This is a genomic window from Ruminococcus sp. CAG:330, assembly GCF_000437175.1.
Taxonomy (GTDB): Bacteria; Bacillota; Clostridia; order Oscillospirales; family Ruminococcaceae; genus Ruminococcus_C.
Window position 1 is genome coordinate 1 of sequence record NZ_FR898082.1, and the last position, 17,866, is coordinate 17,866.

Below are 17,866 nucleotides of genomic sequence, written 5' to 3' on the forward strand. Positions count from 1 at the left end.
TCTCAACAGATAGACAAGAGCGGCAGATGTAAAATGCTTCCGCACTCCACAGCATCCGCCGCTCTTGGTGATAAACTCACAGATTCTGCAATTAGTCTACGCTGACGATCTCACCCATCAGGCTGCGGGGTGCAGCAATTGCGTTGGACTCATCGGTATCAATGTGCATTGCAGTTGCATAGTTGGGAGATACACGACAGACAACGTCGCCCAAAATTGCCTTTCTGCCTTCGGTTTCTACACGAACCCAGACAATATCCTTGTCCTTTACGCCGCACTTCTCAGCGTCTTCCGGTGTAAAGTGGATGTGACGCTTGGCAACGATCACGCCCTCGCTGATCTCCAGCTCGCCTGCCGGACCAACGATCTTGCATGCGCCGGAACCAGCGACATCGCCGGACTCACGAATCGGTGCAGCAATTCCGATAGAACGTGCATCCGTTGCGGACAGCTCTACCTGATTTGCGCTGCGGAACGGACCAAGGATGGAAACGTTCGGCAGTTCCTTCTTCGGGCCAACGATGGTAACACGCTCTTCGCTTGCAAACTGACCCGGCTGAGAAAGCATCTTCTTAACGGTCAGTTCCTTTCCTTCGCCGAACAGAACGGCAAATGCTTCTGCTGTCAGATGTACGTGTCTTGCAGATGTTTCTACGATAAACTGAAAAGACATTGCAAAAACCTCCAGATTTAGATTTGAGAGCAGTTCCGGAAATGCCGTCAAACCAGCCTGCCGGCGCCCTCTTCCTAGGCCTATTGTACTACTTTTTCCGCCATTCGTCAAGGGCAGAAACCGGATTTTCACAGATTTTACAAAATCACGAAAATCTGAAACAGGGTCCTGGATTTTTATTGCAGTCCAAACGCCAGCAGCATGCCGATCTGGAACGCCAGCGCAATCAGCAGGCAGGGTGCCGTCCATGCCACACGATTTCGCATCGCCTGCTTCTGGGTGTTGTACGGCAGAGGCTTCCGGCACTCAAAACAGAACCAGAACAGGATGCCAATGAAAGCGACACCCAGATATATTAGATTGAGTCCGAAATTCACATAATTTTCCCAAAGCGAGGGCACAAGTTCTCCGATCAGTTCAATTGCCATGGAGGTGCTGTTGATTGCAATGTGCACCAGAATGGACGGGAGCAGGGAGTTGTGCCGTGTGTCGATCTTTCCCATGAAGATTCCCACCAGAAAGCCCAGAAGGAACTGCGCCGGATTGCCGTGCGCCAAACCAAAGGCAAGCGCACTGATCAGGATGCCGAACCGAATACTGACACGGGAGAGCGTCTTCATCAGGAAGCCTCGGTAGAGCAGCTCCTCCGTCAGCGGTGCCAGAATACAGGTGTACAGAATGGTCATCAGCACGGACTTTCCGCTGGAGAAATAGGAGAAATCCGCATCCACGCCGGACAGACCGCCCTGCTCCAGAAACCAGGACAGTGCCGTATACAAATAGGCTGCGACACACTGCAACCCGATTCCGATGGGGATGTACTTCAGGGCGCTTTTCCACGTGAAATCCTGCGTCTGGAACAGACTGCGCAGCGGAATTCGCATGCTCTTACAGCCGATGCACGCTGTGGCGGTGTTGATGGTAAAAAAAATCAGCCCGTTGATTGCGATGAGAATAGAGGAGTTGGAGAGATAGTCCGAGGCGGTATTCCATTCCATGTGGTAGCGCATCTGGAGCACCCACGTGACCAGAAACATCAGTCCAAAGGCGAGGAGCTGGGAAATCAGATCGCTGAGCAGGATACCCAATCCCGCAATGTTCAGGCACTTCCGAATGGCACGCCGTTCCTCCCGCTCCGGCGCAAAGGGCACCTGAAAGCCCGGCAGCAGGATCTGCGGTAAAACACGCCGATAATCCATCCGGTACTCCCGATTTTCCATGGGATTTTCGAAGGGATTTTTGGGATCCAGCATCTCGTTCTGCTGCGGTGCTGACTGGCGCATGGTTTCTTCTGATAACAATATTTTCTGCCTCCTATTCTATGCGGTCGCTTGTGTCCGGATATCTTTCATTATAACACATTTTTCGTGCGGCGTAAACCGATTTTTACATTTTTTACAGAAAACGCTGTTTTTTCTCCATCTCCGTTTGATTTTCCGTTTCTTGACAAATTTTCTTTTTTATGGTATGATGATAATTAAATCAAACATCAAAGTTGAAATTCGTTCTGATATGAAGCAGTTTGTATCGCAAATGCTAATTGTTTCGATCAAAACATATTCCGGACCAAAAGGAGGAACTCCATGCACTCAGAGAAAACAAAACCGCAATTCGAATGGAAAAAGTTCTGCCTGCTGTTTCTGGCAGGCATCATCAACGCCTTTGGCGTCACGCTCTTTCTGGCACCCGTCAACCTATACGACAGCGGCATTTCCGGCACCTCCATGTTACTTGGGCAGCTGACACCGGACTGGATGAGTCTGTCGCTGTTTCTGCTGGTACTTAACGTCCCCCTGTTCCTCTACGGACTCAAACGGCAGGGCGCAGCGTTTACCGTCTACTCCATTTTTGCTGTCGCAGTCTACTCCGTTGCTGCATGGCTGATTACCGATGTGCTGCCCATCGATGTCAGCATCGCCTCTCCTCTTGCTGGCTCTGACTTGCTGCTTTGTGCGCTGTTCGGCGGTCTGATTTCCGGCACCGGAAGCGGTCTTGCTATCCGCTTTGGCGGTGCCATGGACGGCATCGAAGTCATGGCGGTAATCTTCGCCAAACGGCTTGGCATCTCTGTGGGAACGTTTGTCATGATCTACAACGTCCTGCTGTACATCGTCTGCGGCATTGTCATGAACAGCTGGATTCTCCCGCTGTACTCCATTGTTACCTATGCAGCCGCCCTGAAAACCGTAGATTTCATTGTAGAGGGCTTCGACCGCTCTAAGGCGGCGATGATTATTACCGCCGTTCCGGAGGAGGTCTGTGCAGAGCTTTCCGCCGTCTTTGGCTGCGGCATGACCACCATGGCAGGACAGGGCTACTACTCCGGCACAGACAAAACCGTAGTCTATGTTGTCATCAACCGCTATCAGGTCAGCAAGCTGCGGGAAATCGTCCACCGAAAAGATGCTGCCGCCTATATCACCATCACGGAAGTTGCCGACGTGTTCTCCGCCAACCAAAATGCCTGAGCGTTCGTTTGCGGGTTCTCTGTTTTTTCCGTGTTTTCCTATGGACAAATCGCATCAGATGTGCTATACTAGAGGTAACAAATCATCAAAATGAAGGAGTTGTCTTATGCAGCACGAAAAATCATGTGGTGCCATTGTCTATCGAAAATCCCATGGCAATACCGAAATTCTGCTCATCAAGCATATTAACAGCGGACACTGGTCGTTTCCCAAGGGACATATGGAAACCGGCGAAACCGAAGTCGAAACCGCCGTTCGGGAGATCAAAGAAGAGACTTCGATCGATGTGATGATCGACCCCACATTTCGGGAAACCGTCTCCTATTTTCCCAAGCGGGACACCCAGAAAACTGTGGTCTACTTTATCGCACGTGCCAAAAATTTTGACTATTTTCCGCAGGAGGAGGAGATCTCCGAGATTCGCTGGGTAGACATCGGCTATGCCTCCAGCATCCTCACCTACGAGAACGACAAGAACATTGTCAGCAAGGCAAAGACAGCGATCAAAGAGTTCTAAAAAACCGTTCTGAAAACGTTTCTGTGTCGTTTTCAGAACGGTTTTTCCATTACAGGATGTTTTTCCAAGAGGGCATCTCAAAGTCGTGCAGATGCACCAGACGCATACGCAGCTCCGTCATCTCCGACCGCAGCTCATCGCAGTCTGACACACGCATAGGATCCAGATGGGAAACGGAGACATCGATCTCGGACACACGTTCCCGCCACACCATGATGTTCAGCAGAACCTCCGTTTTCTCCCACTGGCGCTCAAATTCTGCAAACGGCTCTTCCGCTGCTTCCAGCGGACCATTATCAATAGCATCCTCCAGCACATCCAGCTGTGCCAGCAGGCGTGTGGTCTGCTGGTGCACATACCACACTGTTCCGCCGCTAATCAGCACCAGCACCAGCAGAATTGCAATGCCAAGCCGCACCCGATTCATTCCGCACACCCCCGTTTTCTGGGAATCACGGTACAGGCGCCGGAGGAATCCCCCAGCATCAGGAACACTTCCTCCGCCGTCAGCCGATGCTCCGCCAAGCGCTGTTCCAGCCATGCGTCGTTCTTTTCAATCATGACCAGCGATTTCTCCATCACCTTGCCATCCTGAATGACCACTGCCGGCGGATTCTGCGGCGGACGTTTGAGCTGTACATCGCCCTGCGTCAGTGGCTGGTACTCTGGCTTCGGATAAACCGAGATGGTTCCCGTTGTTTCCATAATGGCGAACTGCACCTGCGCCGGATCAAAAATCTGGTTGCTCCGCAGCGCTGTCATCAGGTCGTCCACAGAGAGCCGCAAGTCCTGAAGTGTTGCCTGTTCGATCTGTCCGTTCCGAATGATGATTTTCGGGCGGCCGGAGATCATGCGCCGCATCCGCAGCGAGCGCAGCGTGATCCAGGACATGATCACCTCATAGCACACCAGCGTCAAAATCGGCAGGATTCCGATAAACAGCGGAATGTCCGGATCCTCCAGCGGCAGCGTTGCAATGTTGGAAATCAAGATCGTGATGACCAGTTCCGAGGGCTGAAGCTCTCCCAGCTGGCGCTTTCCCATAAGGCGCACGCCAAAAATCACCACAATGTACAAAATGAGAGATCGAATCAAAACCACGCCCATAAAAACGCACTCCTTTCATACCTGAAGTATGTCCGGAGTGCACTGCTTTTATACGGAGCCGTGCGCTATTTTTTTGCACCATCCTCCCGCTTTTTGAAAATGACCAGTTTGCTGAAGATGTAGTTCAGGATCAGGATCACAATCTGCGCTGCGATTTTTACCAGCAGCGAACGCCATGTGATGATCTCGCCGTGAACTGTGGCAAAAAAGTGGTTGCCCAGCTCCATAATGGCAAGTTCCAGAAAATAGGTGACCAGTCGTGCTCCGTAAAACATGTAAAATTCCCGCCAAAAGGCAGCACGGGTATGCGTTTCACTCTTGAACACGTATTTCTTATTGGTGAAAAACGCAAAGGTCACAGCAAAAATCCAAGAAATTGTGGTAGAAAGTCCGGTGTTCAGCCAGTTCGCCATGTGCACCGCATTGAACAGCGCCGTAGGCAGCATCTGGAAGATCAGAGACACCAGCGTTGTCAGTCCGCCCACCAGAATATACATCCACACCGATTCGTGGGCGTACCAAAGCTTTTGCAGCGGTTTCGGCAGATAGCCGATGATCCATGCAATCATTTTTTCCATGGGAAATCCCCCTTTTTCAACAAATTTATCCGTTTCTCTTGATTCTTTTTTCTTTTTATGGTATGATAAGTAAGAAGTTGTCACGCATTGTGCCAACGCTTATTTTTTCAAGTTCAATCAGGAGGAACTATTTTGATTCACGTCGTACTCATTTTGATCCTAGTCGCTTTTTCTGCGCTATTCTCCAGCACGGAAACGGCATTTGCCTGCGTCAACAAGATTCGCCTCAAGCACATGGCAGACTCCGGCGATAAACGTGCCGGAAAGGCGCTAGATATCGCCAACCGCTACGAAGATGCCCTCACGGCGATTCTGGTGGGAAACAATGTTGTCAACATCGGTGCCTCTTCTCTGGCAACAATTCTTTTCACCAAGTACTTCGGCTCTGCCGGCGCTGCCATCTCCACAGTTGTCATGACCGTTCTGGTGCTGACGTTCGGCGAGGTGCTCCCCAAGTCCTACGCCAAATCCCATGCGGACAAGCTGGCGCTGGTGCTGGGTTCCGCTCTCTCCACATTCACCACAATTATGAAGCCTTTTGTCCTGCTGTTCGGGCTGCTCTCCCGTGCCATCAAGCCCAAGGAGGAAGCCCCCAGCGTCACCGAAGATGAACTGAAATACATCATTGACGAGATTGAGGAGGAGGGCGTTTTGGAAGAACAGGAGAGCGATCTGGTCATCTCCGCCCTGCAATTCGACGAGACATCCGTCAGCGAGATTCTGATTCCCCGTGTCAAGATCGTGGGCATTTCCTCGGAGGCAACGGTGGAAGAAGCAAAGGAACTGTTTCTGAACAGCCACTTCTCCCGTTTTCCCATGTATGAAAAAAGTCTGGACAACATCATTGGTATGATTACCAACCGCAGCTTTTTCCAGCTGATGTGCGGACAGTACCGCACGCTGCACGAGATTCTACAGGATGTTATCTATGTTCCGGAGACGAAACGCATCAGCGACATTCTGCGGGAGATGCAGCACGCCAAGACACATCTTGCCATTGTGGTCGATCAATACGGCGGAACCAAGGGGATGGTGACACTGGAGGACATTCTGGAACAGCTTGTGGGCGATATCTATGACGAGAGCGACGAGGTTATCCACGAATTCATGAAGACAGCCCCGCACACCTACACCGTCGTTGGTTCTTTCAGCATCAGCGATGTTTGCAGTGCGGTAGACGAAGAGGATGCGCCGGCGCAGATTCCGGAGACCGATTCCACCACCATTGGCGGATGGGTCATGGAACTGCTGGGACACATTCCTGAAAAGGGTGAAACTGCCGTTTGCGGCACATTCCACTTCAAGGTGCTGGAGGCGGACAACCAGACTGTGAAACTCATCCGTCTGGAAATCGTCCCCGAAAAAGAAGCGGACGGCGACGCCAAAGAAAACTGATCTTCCCCCATTCCAACCAAAAAGCCCCCGGATTCCTGCAATTCGGGGGCTTTCCGGCTGTATCAGAACCATGGGCTATTTTTTCTTATACTTGAACAGAATCAGCGCAACCAGAAGCGTTGCAATCAGCGAAATTAGCGTCGGCGCCCAGGTGTGTTCCGCAAAGGGCAAATCCAGCGTATTCATGCCGTAAAAACTGAACACCATGGTCGGAATCGCCAGAATAATCGTGATGCGAGTCAAATTCCACATGACAATGTTCAGATTGTTGGAAATGACAGAGCCAAACGCATCCACGACGCCGGACAAAATGCTGGAGTAAATGCTCGCCATCTCCTGCGCCTGCTTTAACTCGATCAGCACGTCCTCCAGCAGATCCTGATCCTCCTCGTACAGCTTCACCACTCGTCCGCGCAGAATCTTGTTCATGGTGACATCGTTGGACTTGAGGGAGGTAGAGAAGTAAATCAGGGATTTCTCCAACTCCAGCATCTGAATCAGCTCGTGGTTTTTCATCGCACCGTGCAGTTTCCGCTGCATCACACTGGAAGTTTTATCGATCTGTTTCAGGTAGATCAGGAACGATGATGTGATGTTCATCATCAGCCGCAGCACAAACTGCGTCCGGAATTGCGTCTGAATGTTCCGCACACGCCCATTTACTACATCATCGATCACCTTATTCTCCCGCAGGGAAATGGTGAACACATGGTGTTCCGTGATGATAATCCCCAGCGGCATGGTGTAGAAAATCAGTGTGTCGTCTTTCTGCACCTCAGAAACCGCCGTATCCACAATAATCAGCGTCTGCTTCTCCTCCTGTTCCACACGGGAGGACTCCTCTTCATCCAAAGATGACTTCAAAAAGTCGCTGTCCAAGCCGTATTCCTCGATCAGCATCTTCCGTTCCTGCGCTGTGGGATCTACAACGGATACCCAGCAGCCATTGATAATGGAATCGATTTCAATCAAGCGGTTGGCGACAGTTTTGTAATAAGAGACCAAAATCAGGTACCACCTTTCAGCAAGGCAGTACGGAGGATTACGTCACGGGCTGTCCTTGCATTTTTCAACATTGCGCCATTTGCAAAAGCTCTGCTCCGGCAAAGGGTATGGGTCAGCGTTCATGCCGTACCTCCTTTTTTCGATTCAAAATCAGCAGCAAAACGAATGCCACTCTTTTTATTATAACAGAAAAAACCGCCTTTGACAAGGCGGTTTTTGTAAATTTCTCGAAAAAGTGCGCAGCTTCGAAACTTGCTCACGCTTTTTTGGCTTCAATGTCGTCCCGAATGCGTGCCTTCATGCCATGGAAAATAACCTCCTTGGCATGTTCTGCCTCCTCCTTGGTGGCAGCAGGAATCCCCTTCAGCGGGTAGTCGATCCCCAGATTCTGGTACTTCACCTCACCCATGGTGTGATAAGGCAGCACATCCAGCGCCTTGAGGTTATCCAGTCCGCCGATAAAATAGCCCAGACGATACAGGTATTCGTCGTTGAGCGTGATCGTCGGTACGACAACGTGGCGAATCCAGACGGGCACGTTCTTTTCTTTCAAGTACTCCGCAAACTCCAGAATGTGCTTGTTGCTCTGTCCGGTCAGCTTCTGGTGCTCGGCATCGTCAATGTGCTTGATGTCCAGCATCACCAAATCGGTTGCCGCCATAAGGCGGTCAAATTCGGCACGCCGTTCCTGACGAAAGGTGATACCGCAGGAGTCCAGGCAGGTGTGAATTCCCTTTTTCTTTGCCGCCTCAAACAGCTCTGTCAAAAACGGCATCTGCAACAGGGGTTCACCGCCGGTTGCAGTGATTCCGCCGTCGTGCAGAAATTCCTTGATGCCGTCGTACTCTTTCAACAACGATTCCACGCTGCGCAGATTTTGATCTCCGCCGCCCACCGTCCATGTGTCCGGATTATGGCAGTACAAACAGCGCATGGGGCATCCCTGAAAGAAAACCACAAAGCGAATACCGGGGCCGTCTACCGTGCCAAAGCTCTCGGTTGAGTGAATATGTCCTTCCATTTTTCTTCCTTTCCGGCAGATACAACAGTGGACGCACAGAAATTCTGCACGTCCACTGCTAGTATTCTTGCCTTTTGCGTCACCGCTACGGGCACAACACGTGTGCCACTGCGGACCGCAAAGAGTACACGTTACTTCATATGAAACAATTCAGCACTGCCGTACTGCAATAGGATTCCCACTGCACTCCGGCAAAATCCGCTTTTTCTTAGAGAGAAGCGTGGAAAGTTCTGGTGATAACATCATCCTGCTGTTCCTTGGTCAGCTTGATGAAGTTTACAGCGTATCCGCTGACACGGATGGTCAGCTGCGGATACTTTTCCGGATGCTGCTGAGCGTCCAGCAGAGTTTCACGATTCAGTACGTTTACGTTCAGGTGGTGACCGCCTTTTTCAGCATAGCCGTCCAGCAGGCCAACCAGATTTTCAATTTGCTTTTCATTTGCCATGATAAATTCCTCCTCGCAGAATTTACAGATACGGGTTGCCGGGGACTGGTGAAAACTCACTCGTCCTCTATAAACTCAGTAGGCTGACAGCATGCCATGTTTCCCTTGGAGCAGTCCATACTGCGATAGGTTTTCACACTCATGCCTCCGCCCATCAGATCGTCCTCCGAAATGGTCAGATGACCGCTGCCGTCTTCCATCAGCTTTTCGATCATATCCACCAGTTCGTCCGACTTATCCTGTTCTTTGACCTCATGTTCTGCCATGACATCCGCCTCCTTTCTTTTTCAAAAAAGAGCCTTACTTGCTTTCCATTTCCTTGCGGATGGATTCGATATCGATATCGCCAGCGAATACCTTGGAATCCTTACCCAGAGCATCCGGGATGATGGTGAAGGTATTGGAGATACCATCCTGTGCGTTCTTCCACGGCAGCTTAGCAACAGAAGCCATAGAAGCAGCTGCACCGTGGGTGTCACGGCCGTGCATCGGGTTTGCGCCCGGAGCCAGCGGCTGACCCTTCTTACGGCCATCCGGAGTATTACCAGTCTTCTTACCGTATACAACGTTGGAAGTGATGGTCAGGATAGAAGTGGTCGGAACGCCGCCTCTGTAGCAGTAGTTGCTGCGAATCATGTCCATAAACTTGTCCAGGATCTCAACAGCAATGCTGTCGACACGATCGTCGTTGTTGCCGTACTTCGGGAAGTCGCCTTCTACTTCAAAGTCGGTTACTACGCCGAATTCATCACGGATGCACTTAACCTTTGCATACTTGATTGCAGACAGGGAGTCAGCAACAACAGACATACCAGCGATACCAGTTGCGAAGTAACGCTTTACATCTCTGTCGTGCAGTGCCATCTGGATTGCCTCGTAGCAATACTTGTCGTGCATGTAGTGGATGCAGTTCAGGGTATCTACATACAGCTTAGCCAGCCAAGCCATCATGTCGGTGTACTTTGCCATAACATCATCGTAGTCCAGATAATCGCCTTCTACCGGACGATACTTCGGACCAACCTGATTGTGCTTACCGGTCTTTGCATCCAGTCTTTCGTCAACACCGCCGTTGATTGCGTACAGCAGGCACTTTGCCAGGTTTGCACGTGCGCCGAAGAACTGCATTTCCTTACCAACACGCATGGAGGATACGCAGCAAGCGATTGCATAGTCATCACCGTGTGTCACGCGCATCAGATCATCGTTCTCATACTGGAAGGAAGAGGTGTTGATGGAGAGCTTTGCACAGTAGTGCTTGAATGCCTTCGGCAGTCTCTTAGACCACAGAACGGTCAGGTTCGGCTCCGGAGCAGTACCCAGGTTTTCCAGAGTATGCAGATAACGGAAGCTGTTCTTAGTAACCAGTGTTCTGCCATCGATACCCATACCGCCGATGGACTCGGTAACCCACTGCGGGTCGCCGGAGAACAGTGCGTTGTATTCCGGAGTTCTTGCGAACTTTACCATACGCAGCTTCATGATGAAGTGATCGATATATTCCTGTGCCTGTTCCTCAGTCAGAGTGCCGTTGTCCAGATCACGCTGAATGTAGATATCCAGGAAAGTAGAGGTACGTCCCAGGCTCATTGCAGCGCCGTTCTGATCCTTTACTGCACCCAGATATGCGAAATAAGTCCACTGGATTGCTTCCTTTGCGTTGGCAGCCGGTACGGAAATATCATAACCATAACGAGCAGCCATTGCCTTCAGAGCCTTCAGAGCCTTGATCTGCTCTGCCAGTTCCTCACGCAGACGAATCTTTTCTTCTGTCATTGTACCGGAAGTAACAGCCTTCTGATAGTTCTTGTCTTCGATCAGGCGGTCGATACCGTACAGAGCAACACGGCGATAGTCACCGATGATACGGCCACGGCCGTAAGCATCCGGCAGACCGGTGATGATTGCGTTATGACGAGCAGCACGCATTTCCGGTGTGTAAACATCGAATACACCCTCGTTGTGTGTCTTTCTGTAGTGTGTGAAGATGTAGCTGATCTCCGGATCAACTTCATAGCCATAGGCCTTGCAAGCCTCTTCTGCCATACGGATACCGCCGAACGGCTGGAGAGAACGCTTCAACGGCTTATCGGTCTGCAAACCAACGATGGTTTCCAGATCCTTGTCGATATAGCCGGCTTCGTGAGAGTTTACCGTCGAAACAATCTTGGTGTCCATATCCAGAACACCGCCGTTTTCCCGTTCCTTCTGGAACAGATCCATTACCTCGCCCCACAGCTTTGTGGTAGCCTCAGTCGGACCAGCCAGGAAGCTCTCATCACCTTCATACGGTGTGTAGTTCTTCTGAATGAAGTCACGGACGTCGATTGTCTTGCTCCAAGCACCATCAACGAAACCTTCCCATGCCTTTGTCATAGACTCTGCCATCTTTAAATCTCCCCTTTGCTGGAAAACCAGCAGAATTTTGATAGATTTTTGCAAATCACAGACAGAAAATGCGGTGAAACCGCCGGAAATCCGGCGTAGTTTTCCACTGCACTTCATCTGCGCTTTGTTTCTCTTAAATAATAACACATCTCAACTACTAAGTCAATAGCTTTCAAGAAATTTCTCCAAGATTTTTTTTAGAGAACCTTATTTTTCAATTTTTCTCCTGCATTATCCCATTTCGATTTTGAAAAAAAGAAATGAAAACCTCCCTTTTTGTTTTTTTTGCAAAATAATTGTCACTTCCAGCGATTGACTTTCACTGGCGCACATGCTATACTATGGGAAAAGGAAACAGCGCTGAAAGGAATGGAATTTTATGCTGCATTTGAAAAAACGGGTTGCGCTGGTCGGGTGTTCCGACGGAAGAGATTGGCANNATGACAAACCGGCCATCGACGCACTGTGTGCTGAACTGGAAAAAATGGGGCTGGAGGCAGTGATCTCGCCGGCGCTCTACTGTGCTGCAGGCGGTGTCACACAGCTGCCGCAGGAACGTGCCGCTGCACTGATGCAGGCGTTCCGGGATGACAGCATCAGCGCCATTCTTGACGTTTCCGGCGGAGATTCTGCCAATGCTGTCCTGCCGTTTCTGGATTTCCCGGCAATTCGTGCGCATGCAAAGCCGTTTTTCGGCTACAGCGACCTCTCCGTACTGCTGAACCCCCTGCGGCAATGCGCCGACGTGCCCGTCTGGTATTTCCAGCCACGCTTTCTGTGCAGTTCAGCAATTGCCAGAGCAAGCTTCTCGGCAGCGATATTCGGCGAACCGCCGCAGGTTCCGGAATTTCCCATTAGCTTCCTGCACGGAGATTCCCTGACCGGCACGCTGACTGGCGGAAACATCCGCTGCACACTAAAACTCATGGGCACACCTTGGCAGCCGGATTTCGCCGGCGAGGTGCTGTTTCTGGAGAGCTGCTCCGGCGGTCTGAAGCGAATCGAAACCATGCTGCACCAGTATCAGCAGGCCGGCGCATTCCGGCAGTGCAGCGGTGTCCTGCTTGGAAACTTCTCCGAGTTAGAACAGAAGCATTTCATGCCGCTGCTCTACGGACTGGTCTGCACAATCGTAAACGATCCTTCGCTGCCCATCGCCTGCACTACCGCCATCGGTCACCAGGAGGACTCCCTGTGTCTGCCGTATCACCTGCCCGTTGCCCTATCCCGCAAGGACTGAGGGTTTCCCTGACATCTGAAAAAAGCTGCCGGAAAGCACAGCCGCCAGTCTCGCCGAAACCGCAAAAAATCAGAAGCTCTTTTTTATCGCATCTTCTATCTATTTTCTGCGATATATTGAACTTTATGCAGAGAAAATGCAAAAAGCGGCATGGCAGAACGCCACGCCGCTTTCAATTGCGAGATTCAGACAAATTGCTTGTCCTATCGAGAATGTGCTTTCCTTATGCCAGTTCAGCGAAGAACTTGATGGTGCGAACCATCTGGCTGGTGTAGCTGTTCTCGTTGTCGTACCAAGAAACAACCTGTACTTCGTACAGATCATCAGCGATCTTGGAAACCATGGTCTGAGTTGCATCGAACAGAGAACCATACTTCATGCCGATAACGTCAGAAGATACGATCGGCTCTTCGTTGTAGCCATAGGACTCAGTAGCAGCAGCCTTCATAGCAGCATTGATGCCGTCAACAGTTACGTCTGCACCCTTAACAACAGCGGTCAGGATGGTGGTGGAACCAGTCGGAACCGGTACACGCTGTGCAGAACCGATCAGCTTGCCGTTCAGTTCCGGAATAACCAGACCGATTGCCTTTGCAGCACCGGTGGAGTTCGGAACGATGTTAGCAGCGCCAGCTCTTGCTCTTCTCAGGTCACCCTTTCTGTGCGGGCCGTCCAGGATCATCTGGTCGCCAGTGTAAGCGTGGATGGTGCTCATGATACCGCTCTGGATCGGAGCGTAGTCATTCAGAGCCTTTGCCATCGGAGCCAGGCAGTTGGTAGTGCAGGATGCAGCAGAGATGATCTTGTCATCAGCGGTCAGGGTGTTGTGGTTTACGTTGTAAACGATAGTCGGCAGATCGCTACCAGCCGGAGCAGAAATAACGACCTTCTTTGCACCAGCATCGATGTGAGCCTGTGCCTTTGCCTTGGAAGTGTAGAAACCAGTGCACTCCAGAACAACGTCAACACCGATCTCGCCCCACGGCAGCTCAGCAGCGTTTGCCTTTGCATAGATCTTCAGGGTCTTGCCGTCTACTGTGATAGTACCAGCTTCATCATCAGCGGAAACAGTGTGCTTGTTCTCGCCGATCTTGCCTGCGTAACCGCCCTGTGCAGTATCATACTTCAGCAGGTGAGCCAGCATGGAAGGCTTGGTCAGGTCGTTGATAGCAACAACCTCATAACCCTCTGCGCCGAACATCTGACGGAATGCGAGACGACCAATACGGCCAAAACCATTAATAGCAACTTTAACTGACATTGGAATTACCTCCTAAATTTTTATATTTCTATTGTACACCATTTCCGGAAGAAATTCAAGCACTTTCTGAAAAAAAGCGGGGTGGTTTTAAGCAAGTTCTATATTTTTCTATGATTCCGGCGAAAACAGACCGCTCTATTTGTGCATTTTCCACAAATCCAAAAAATCAAACAAAAACATCGTTTTTTTTATTTTCATTTTTCTAAATATGTAGTATAATAAAAGCATAGAATAGAAACAGATAGACAGGAGGGAAAAGATATGCAGCAGACGCAACTCAAGTGGATTGCACAATGGTATCAGCAGGCATCGGACTATGTCATGGCATTTTCCGGCCAATGGGAACTGCTCTGGCAGAACCGCCCATGCCCGATGCTTCAGAACATCACCGACTTCGGCTCTTTCTTTCCTTTTTCTCAAAATGATAAAACTTCTTCCAGAACTTCAACAATCTGTCACATCGGGGAACTCTACCGAGTCCACTGCGACAGGAATCTCACAGACGGCACTCCCCTTTTTCTGGTTCGAATTGATGCGCTGCCCTATACGGATCTATCCATGGAGAATCAGGAGTGGTGCAACGATATGGAAAATCGTCTTGCGGCAATGCGCAGTCAGATTTTTGGAATCTCCAATGCGGTTGCCGCACTTTACTGCGCCATTGAAGAACAAAGCGATGCCTGTCCCCGCACACTCTTGGAGGAACAGATGCAGCAGCTGAACATTATTAAAGGGAATTGCTGCCGTCTTATCCGCCCCACAGTTCTCCTCGCAGAGCAGATGCGGTATTGCCAAAAAAAGGATATTTCCGGATCACCTTTTTTTCTTGACCGTGAAATGTCGAATTTTGTCGAATCGTGTCGAAAAATACTCGGCCGAACGCTGCGGATCCAAGGAGAAAGCGAATCGCAGCTGGCGATTTCCGTCAATCCGCAGCGGCTTTTGCTCTGTCTGCTCTGTCTGATTTTGCAGATCAAGCGGCAATACAGCGACACAACTTTAATTCGCATCGCTGCAAAAAAAGCAGACGGCTATGCAGAACTCACATTCTCCGCAGAATCCAGCGGAATCGACGAAACACGCTCCCGCCACAGTCCCGCAGTACTGCTCTACCACACGCACCTGCTCTCCCAGGAGGAGGTCATCATCCGCCACTTCTGCCGCTGCTATCAGGCGACGCTGCTCTCGGCGGAGCGAGAGCAGAAGAAGATGGCGGTTCTGCGCATTCCGCTCTGCGACGAAACCGCGCCGCTGTTCTTACAAAGCGGTGTCCGGCGGTTTCGAAGCGACGAGGATTCGCTCTATGAAATCATGCTGGCAGATATTTCAGAATACCGCTTTTATTAGAGTGTATTCCCATCCAAATAAAAGACACGTCTTCTCGGAATTTCCAGTGCTTCGGCAATCGGAAATTCCGATTTGCTTTTTTTCGGGAAATGTGGTAGAATAAGTCGATATGACATCGGTGCAGCTTCTGCGCCGGGAAAGGACGTTCTTACATTGAAATCACCATTCGTCAAAGGCATCTACGACGGCATCCCCATTGCGCTGGGCTATCTGCCGGTTTCCTTCGGATTCGGAATTCTGGCAATCCGCTCCGGACTCTCCGTCCTGGCAGCCATCAGCATTTCCGTCACCAATCTTACCTCCGCCGGACAGGTCGCAGGCGTTGCAGTCATCGCTGCTGGCGGCAGCTATCTGGAAATGGCACTGACCCAGCTGGTCATCAACATCCGCTACGCCCTCATGGGCATCTCCCTCTCGCAGAAACTAGACAGCTCGTTCCGCACACCTCAGCGGCTTCTGACCGCCTACGGCATCACCGATGAAATCTTCGCCGTTGCCTCAGCGCAGCCGGGTTTGATCTCCGCCGCCTACCTCGCCGGTCTGATCGTCATCGCCTTTTTCGGCTGGACGCTGGGCACAGTGCTCGGCGCAGCGGCAGGACAGATTCTGCCAGAACTGATCACCAACGCCATGGGAATCGTGCTCTATGCCATGTTCCTGGCAATCGTCCTCCCCGCTGCGAAAAAGAGCAAGGGGATTCTGCTGGCGGCGCTGCTCGCCGCCGGATGCAGCGTTTTGTTCCGCTATGGATTTCCCGCGGTATCCAGCGGATTTGCCGTTATCATCTGCGCTGTCGCCGCCGCCGCAGTGGGAGCGCTGCTGTTTCCCGTTCCGGAAGAACAGGAGGCGAGTGCCACGTGAGTATCGTCATCTATATTGCAGTGATGGCGGTGGTCACCTATCTCATCCGCATGCTGCCCCTCACCATCTTCCGGAAAAAGATTCGCTCTCCGTTTCTGCGCAGCTTCCTCTATTATATTCCCTATACCGTACTCAGCGCCATGACGATTCCAGCCATCTTCTACTCCACCGGAAGTCTGCTCTCTGCCGTCATCGGCACGGCAATTGCAGTGATTCTGGCGTATCGAAATCTCCCCCTGATCGTAGTTGCACTCGCTGCCTCTGCCTCGGCGCTGGTCACCGACTTTTTGTGCAGCATCATTTGACAAATCGACAAATTTATGGTATACTAAAGTGAAGTGCCTGTTCCGCAGTTTCTGTCGTTCACAGAATCCGAAACAGGCGCTTTTTTTAAGAACCTGTCTTCACAAGCGTATACACGTGTCTTTTCGGCAAATTTTGCTGCATCCTGCGTAAAAAATACTTGCCGGGCGACAGCCCGCCTGCGCATTTTTGCCTTGTCTGCAACAAAATTATGCTCGAAAATCCACATATATTTCTTGTGAAGCCAGGTTCTAAAATTGCGGAATTTTCCGCCAGACATTTTGAAATGAGGAATACGTATGAAAAACAAAAAAGCAAGAGCCGGCATCATCGCCGGTGTTGTCGTTGTGGCACTGCTGGCACTGGGCATCAGCGCTACGACTGTTGTCCCCGCCGGACACTCCGGTGTTGTGGTGACCATGGGACGTGTGCAGAAAACGGCACTGGACGAGGGGCTGCACTTCAAGCTGCCCTTTGTCCAGCAGATCATTCTGATGAACAATAAGATTCAGAAGACCGAGGTGGCATCCAACAGCGTTTCCAAGGATTTACAGACGGTTTCCAGCTCCGTCGCCATCAACTTTCATATCACCAAGGACGCCGCCTCCGACATCTACCAGAACATCGGCGAACAGTATGCGGACACGGTGCTGCAGCCTGCCATTCAGGAATCTGTCAAGGCAGTGACGGCGCAGTATACCGCAGAGGAAATGATTACCAAGCGCTCCGCCGTGGGCGATGAGATCGGGCAGGCACTCTCGGACAAAGTGTCGGAATACGGCATTCTGATCGACAAGTTCAATATCATCAACTTCGACTTTTCCGAGGAGTTCAACGCAGCTATTGAGCAGAAGCAGGTGGCAGAGCAGAACAAGCTGCGGGCAGAAACTGAAAAGGAACAGCAGATCATTGAGGCAGAGGCTGCCGCCAAGCAAAAGGTCATCGCCGCAGAGGCTGAGGCAGAAGCGACTCTAAAAAAGGCAGAGGCGGAAGCTTCGGCAAACGAGAAGATCAATGCCTCCCTGAGCGATGGCGTACTCCGCTATCAGCAGATCGAAAAGTGGGACGGCAAGTATCCCAATGTGGTATCCTCCGACTCCGGCATTCTCGTCACAATTCCGGATCAGGGCAACACCGGCACAACAGAAAGCGGAAACGGAAACTAATTCGATTTTGACGGGATTTCGCACAATTTCGGCTTGACATTTCCGCACTTTTTTGATAAAATAAAACAAAATCGAAGCTGCGTTGGCA

General features: G+C 51.0%; 19 protein-coding genes. 8 read left to right on the plus strand and 11 right to left on the minus strand.

Annotated elements, in window-relative coordinates; genetic code table 11:
• Positions 1-91: 91 nt before the first annotated feature.
• Complete coding sequence (gene pduL / locus QZL66_RS09205; RefSeq protein WP_022411423.1) at positions 92-673, minus strand: PduL/EutD family phosphate acyltransferase; 582 nt, start codon at positions 671-673, stop codon at positions 92-94.
• Positions 674-849: 176 nt separating this feature from the next.
• Complete coding sequence (locus tag QZL66_RS09210) at positions 850-1,974, minus strand: CPBP family intramembrane glutamic endopeptidase (protein WP_022411424.1); 1,125 nt, start codon at positions 1,972-1,974, stop codon at positions 850-852.
• 282 nt (positions 1,975-2,256) lie between these two features.
• On the opposite strand from QZL66_RS09210, the gene QZL66_RS09215 reads away from it, so the two are divergent.
• Positions 2,257-3,141 carry a YitT family protein gene (locus tag QZL66_RS09215; protein ID WP_022411425.1) on the plus strand — a complete coding sequence of 295 codons (885 nt, stop codon included), beginning with the start codon at positions 2,257-2,259 and terminating at the stop codon, positions 3,139-3,141.
• Between the two features lie 106 nt (positions 3,142-3,247).
• On the plus strand, positions 3,248-3,658 hold the full coding sequence (locus QZL66_RS09220) for a bis(5'-nucleosyl)-tetraphosphatase (protein ID WP_022411426.1): 411 nt from the start codon (positions 3,248-3,250) through the stop codon (positions 3,656-3,658).
• Positions 3,659-3,707: 49 nt separating this feature from the next.
• On the opposite strand, the gene QZL66_RS09225 is transcribed toward QZL66_RS09220, so the two are convergent.
• The 3 genes from QZL66_RS09225 to QZL66_RS09235 all read right to left on the minus strand — a co-directional run bounded on the left by QZL66_RS09225 (position 3,708) and on the right by QZL66_RS09235 (position 5,343).
• Complete coding sequence (locus QZL66_RS09225) at positions 3,708-4,085, minus strand: DUF4363 family protein (RefSeq protein ID WP_022411427.1); 378 nt, start codon at positions 4,083-4,085, stop codon at positions 3,708-3,710.
• Entirely contained in the window at positions 4,082-4,765 is a 684-nt protein-coding gene (locus QZL66_RS09230; protein ID WP_022411428.1) for a DUF421 domain-containing protein, read from the minus strand. Before QZL66_RS09230 ends, QZL66_RS09225 begins: the two co-directional genes overlap by 4 nt.
• A gap of 65 nt (positions 4,766-4,830) precedes the next feature.
• Positions 4,831-5,343 carry a GtrA family protein gene (locus QZL66_RS09235; RefSeq protein ID WP_022411429.1) on the minus strand — a complete coding sequence of 171 codons (513 nt, stop codon included), beginning with the start codon at positions 5,341-5,343 and terminating at the stop codon, positions 4,831-4,833.
• A gap of 132 nt (positions 5,344-5,475) precedes the next feature.
• On the opposite strand from QZL66_RS09235, the gene QZL66_RS09240 reads away from it, so the two are divergent.
• Positions 5,476-6,738, plus strand: a complete 1,263-nt coding sequence (locus tag QZL66_RS09240) for a hemolysin family protein (RefSeq protein WP_022411430.1) — start codon at positions 5,476-5,478, stop codon at positions 6,736-6,738.
• Positions 6,739-6,813: 75 nt separating this feature from the next.
• Here QZL66_RS09240 and QZL66_RS09245 read toward each other — a convergent pair whose 3' ends face one another.
• The 5 genes from QZL66_RS09245 to pflB form a co-directional block, all read right to left on the minus strand.
• The gene (locus QZL66_RS09245; RefSeq protein ID WP_022411431.1) at positions 6,814-7,743 is read right to left on the minus strand and encodes a magnesium transporter CorA family protein; all 930 of its coding nucleotides are present in this window, start codon (positions 7,741-7,743) and stop codon (positions 6,814-6,816) included.
• A gap of 256 nt (positions 7,744-7,999) precedes the next feature.
• Complete coding sequence (gene pflA, locus QZL66_RS09250; protein WP_022411432.1) at positions 8,000-8,764, minus strand: pyruvate formate-lyase-activating protein; 765 nt, start codon at positions 8,762-8,764, stop codon at positions 8,000-8,002.
• 208 nt (positions 8,765-8,972) lie between these two features.
• Positions 8,973-9,242 (minus strand): autonomous glycyl radical cofactor GrcA3, encoded by a 270-nt coding sequence (gene grcA3 / locus QZL66_RS09255; protein WP_226944079.1) that lies wholly within the window; start codon positions 9,240-9,242, stop codon positions 8,973-8,975.
• A gap of 26 nt (positions 9,243-9,268) precedes the next feature.
• The gene (locus QZL66_RS09260; RefSeq protein WP_022411434.1) at positions 9,269-9,478 is read right to left on the minus strand and encodes a hypothetical protein; all 210 of its coding nucleotides are present in this window, start codon (positions 9,476-9,478) and stop codon (positions 9,269-9,271) included.
• Between the two features lie 34 nt (positions 9,479-9,512).
• Positions 9,513-11,588: a formate C-acetyltransferase gene (gene pflB, locus QZL66_RS09265; RefSeq protein ID WP_227794134.1), complete on the minus strand. Its 2,076-nt coding sequence runs from the start codon at positions 11,586-11,588 to the stop codon at positions 9,513-9,515.
• Positions 11,589-11,979: 391 nt separating this feature from the next.
• Here pflB and QZL66_RS09270 point away from each other — a divergent pair, with 391 nt between their 5' ends.
• Entirely contained in the window at positions 11,980-12,840 is an 861-nt protein-coding gene (locus QZL66_RS09270; RefSeq protein ID WP_022411436.1) for a S66 peptidase family protein, read from the plus strand.
• Between the two features lie 223 nt (positions 12,841-13,063).
• Here QZL66_RS09270 and gap read toward each other — a convergent pair whose 3' ends face one another.
• On the minus strand, positions 13,064-14,101 hold the full coding sequence (gene gap / locus QZL66_RS09275) for a type I glyceraldehyde-3-phosphate dehydrogenase (protein WP_022411437.1): 1,038 nt from the start codon (positions 14,099-14,101) through the stop codon (positions 13,064-13,066).
• 261 nt (positions 14,102-14,362) lie between these two features.
• Here gap and QZL66_RS09280 point away from each other — a divergent pair, with 261 nt between their 5' ends.
• The 4 genes from QZL66_RS09280 to QZL66_RS09295 all read left to right on the plus strand — a co-directional run bounded on the left by QZL66_RS09280 (position 14,363) and on the right by QZL66_RS09295 (position 17,778).
• Positions 14,363-15,448, plus strand: a complete 1,086-nt coding sequence (locus tag QZL66_RS09280; RefSeq protein WP_022411438.1) for a hypothetical protein — start codon at positions 14,363-14,365, stop codon at positions 15,446-15,448.
• A gap of 153 nt (positions 15,449-15,601) precedes the next feature.
• On the plus strand, positions 15,602-16,309 hold the full coding sequence (locus QZL66_RS09285) for an AzlC family ABC transporter permease (RefSeq protein WP_022411439.1): 708 nt from the start codon (positions 15,602-15,604) through the stop codon (positions 16,307-16,309).
• Positions 16,306-16,614 (plus strand): AzlD domain-containing protein, encoded by a 309-nt coding sequence (locus QZL66_RS09290; RefSeq protein ID WP_022411440.1) that lies wholly within the window; start codon positions 16,306-16,308, stop codon positions 16,612-16,614. Before QZL66_RS09285 ends, QZL66_RS09290 begins: the two co-directional genes overlap by 4 nt.
• A 297-nt stretch (positions 16,615-16,911) precedes the next feature.
• Entirely contained in the window at positions 16,912-17,778 is an 867-nt protein-coding gene (locus tag QZL66_RS09295; protein ID WP_022411441.1) for a prohibitin family protein, read from the plus strand.
• Positions 17,779-17,866 lie beyond the last annotated feature (88 nt).

Excerpts from the sequence above, each read along its gene's own strand:
- pduL (WP_022411423.1), bottom strand. The coding sequence starts at position 673 with ATGTCTTTTCAGTTTATCGTAGAAACATCTGCAAGACACGTACATCTG.
- QZL66_RS09215 (WP_022411425.1), top strand. The coding sequence starts at position 2,257 with ATGCACTCAGAGAAAACAAAACCGCAATTCGAATGGAAAAAGTTCTGC.
- QZL66_RS09220 (WP_022411426.1), top strand. The coding sequence starts at position 3,248 with ATGCAGCACGAAAAATCATGTGGTGCCATTGTCTATCGAAAATCCCAT.
- QZL66_RS09225 (WP_022411427.1), bottom strand. The coding sequence starts at position 4,085 with ATGAATCGGGTGCGGCTTGGCATTGCAATTCTGCTGGTGCTGGTGCTG.
- QZL66_RS09230 (WP_022411428.1), bottom strand. The coding sequence starts at position 4,765 with ATGGGCGTGGTTTTGATTCGATCTCTCATTTTGTACATTGTGGTGATT.
- QZL66_RS09235 (WP_022411429.1), bottom strand. The coding sequence starts at position 5,343 with ATGGAAAAAATGATTGCATGGATCATCGGCTATCTGCCGAAACCGCTG.
- pflA (WP_022411432.1), bottom strand. The coding sequence starts at position 8,764 with ATGGAAGGACATATTCACTCAACCGAGAGCTTTGGCACGGTAGACGGC.
- QZL66_RS09260 (WP_022411434.1), bottom strand. The coding sequence starts at position 9,478 with ATGGCAGAACATGAGGTCAAAGAACAGGATAAGTCGGACGAACTGGTG.
- pflB (WP_227794134.1), bottom strand. The coding sequence starts at position 11,588 with ATGACAAAGGCATGGGAAGGTTTCGTTGATGGTGCTTGGAGCAAGACA.
- gap (WP_022411437.1), bottom strand. The coding sequence starts at position 14,101 with ATGTCAGTTAAAGTTGCTATTAATGGTTTTGGCCGTATTGGTCGTCTC.
- QZL66_RS09280 (WP_022411438.1), top strand. The coding sequence starts at position 14,363 with ATGCAGCAGACGCAACTCAAGTGGATTGCACAATGGTATCAGCAGGCA.
- QZL66_RS09295 (WP_022411441.1), top strand. The coding sequence starts at position 16,912 with ATGAAAAACAAAAAAGCAAGAGCCGGCATCATCGCCGGTGTTGTCGTT.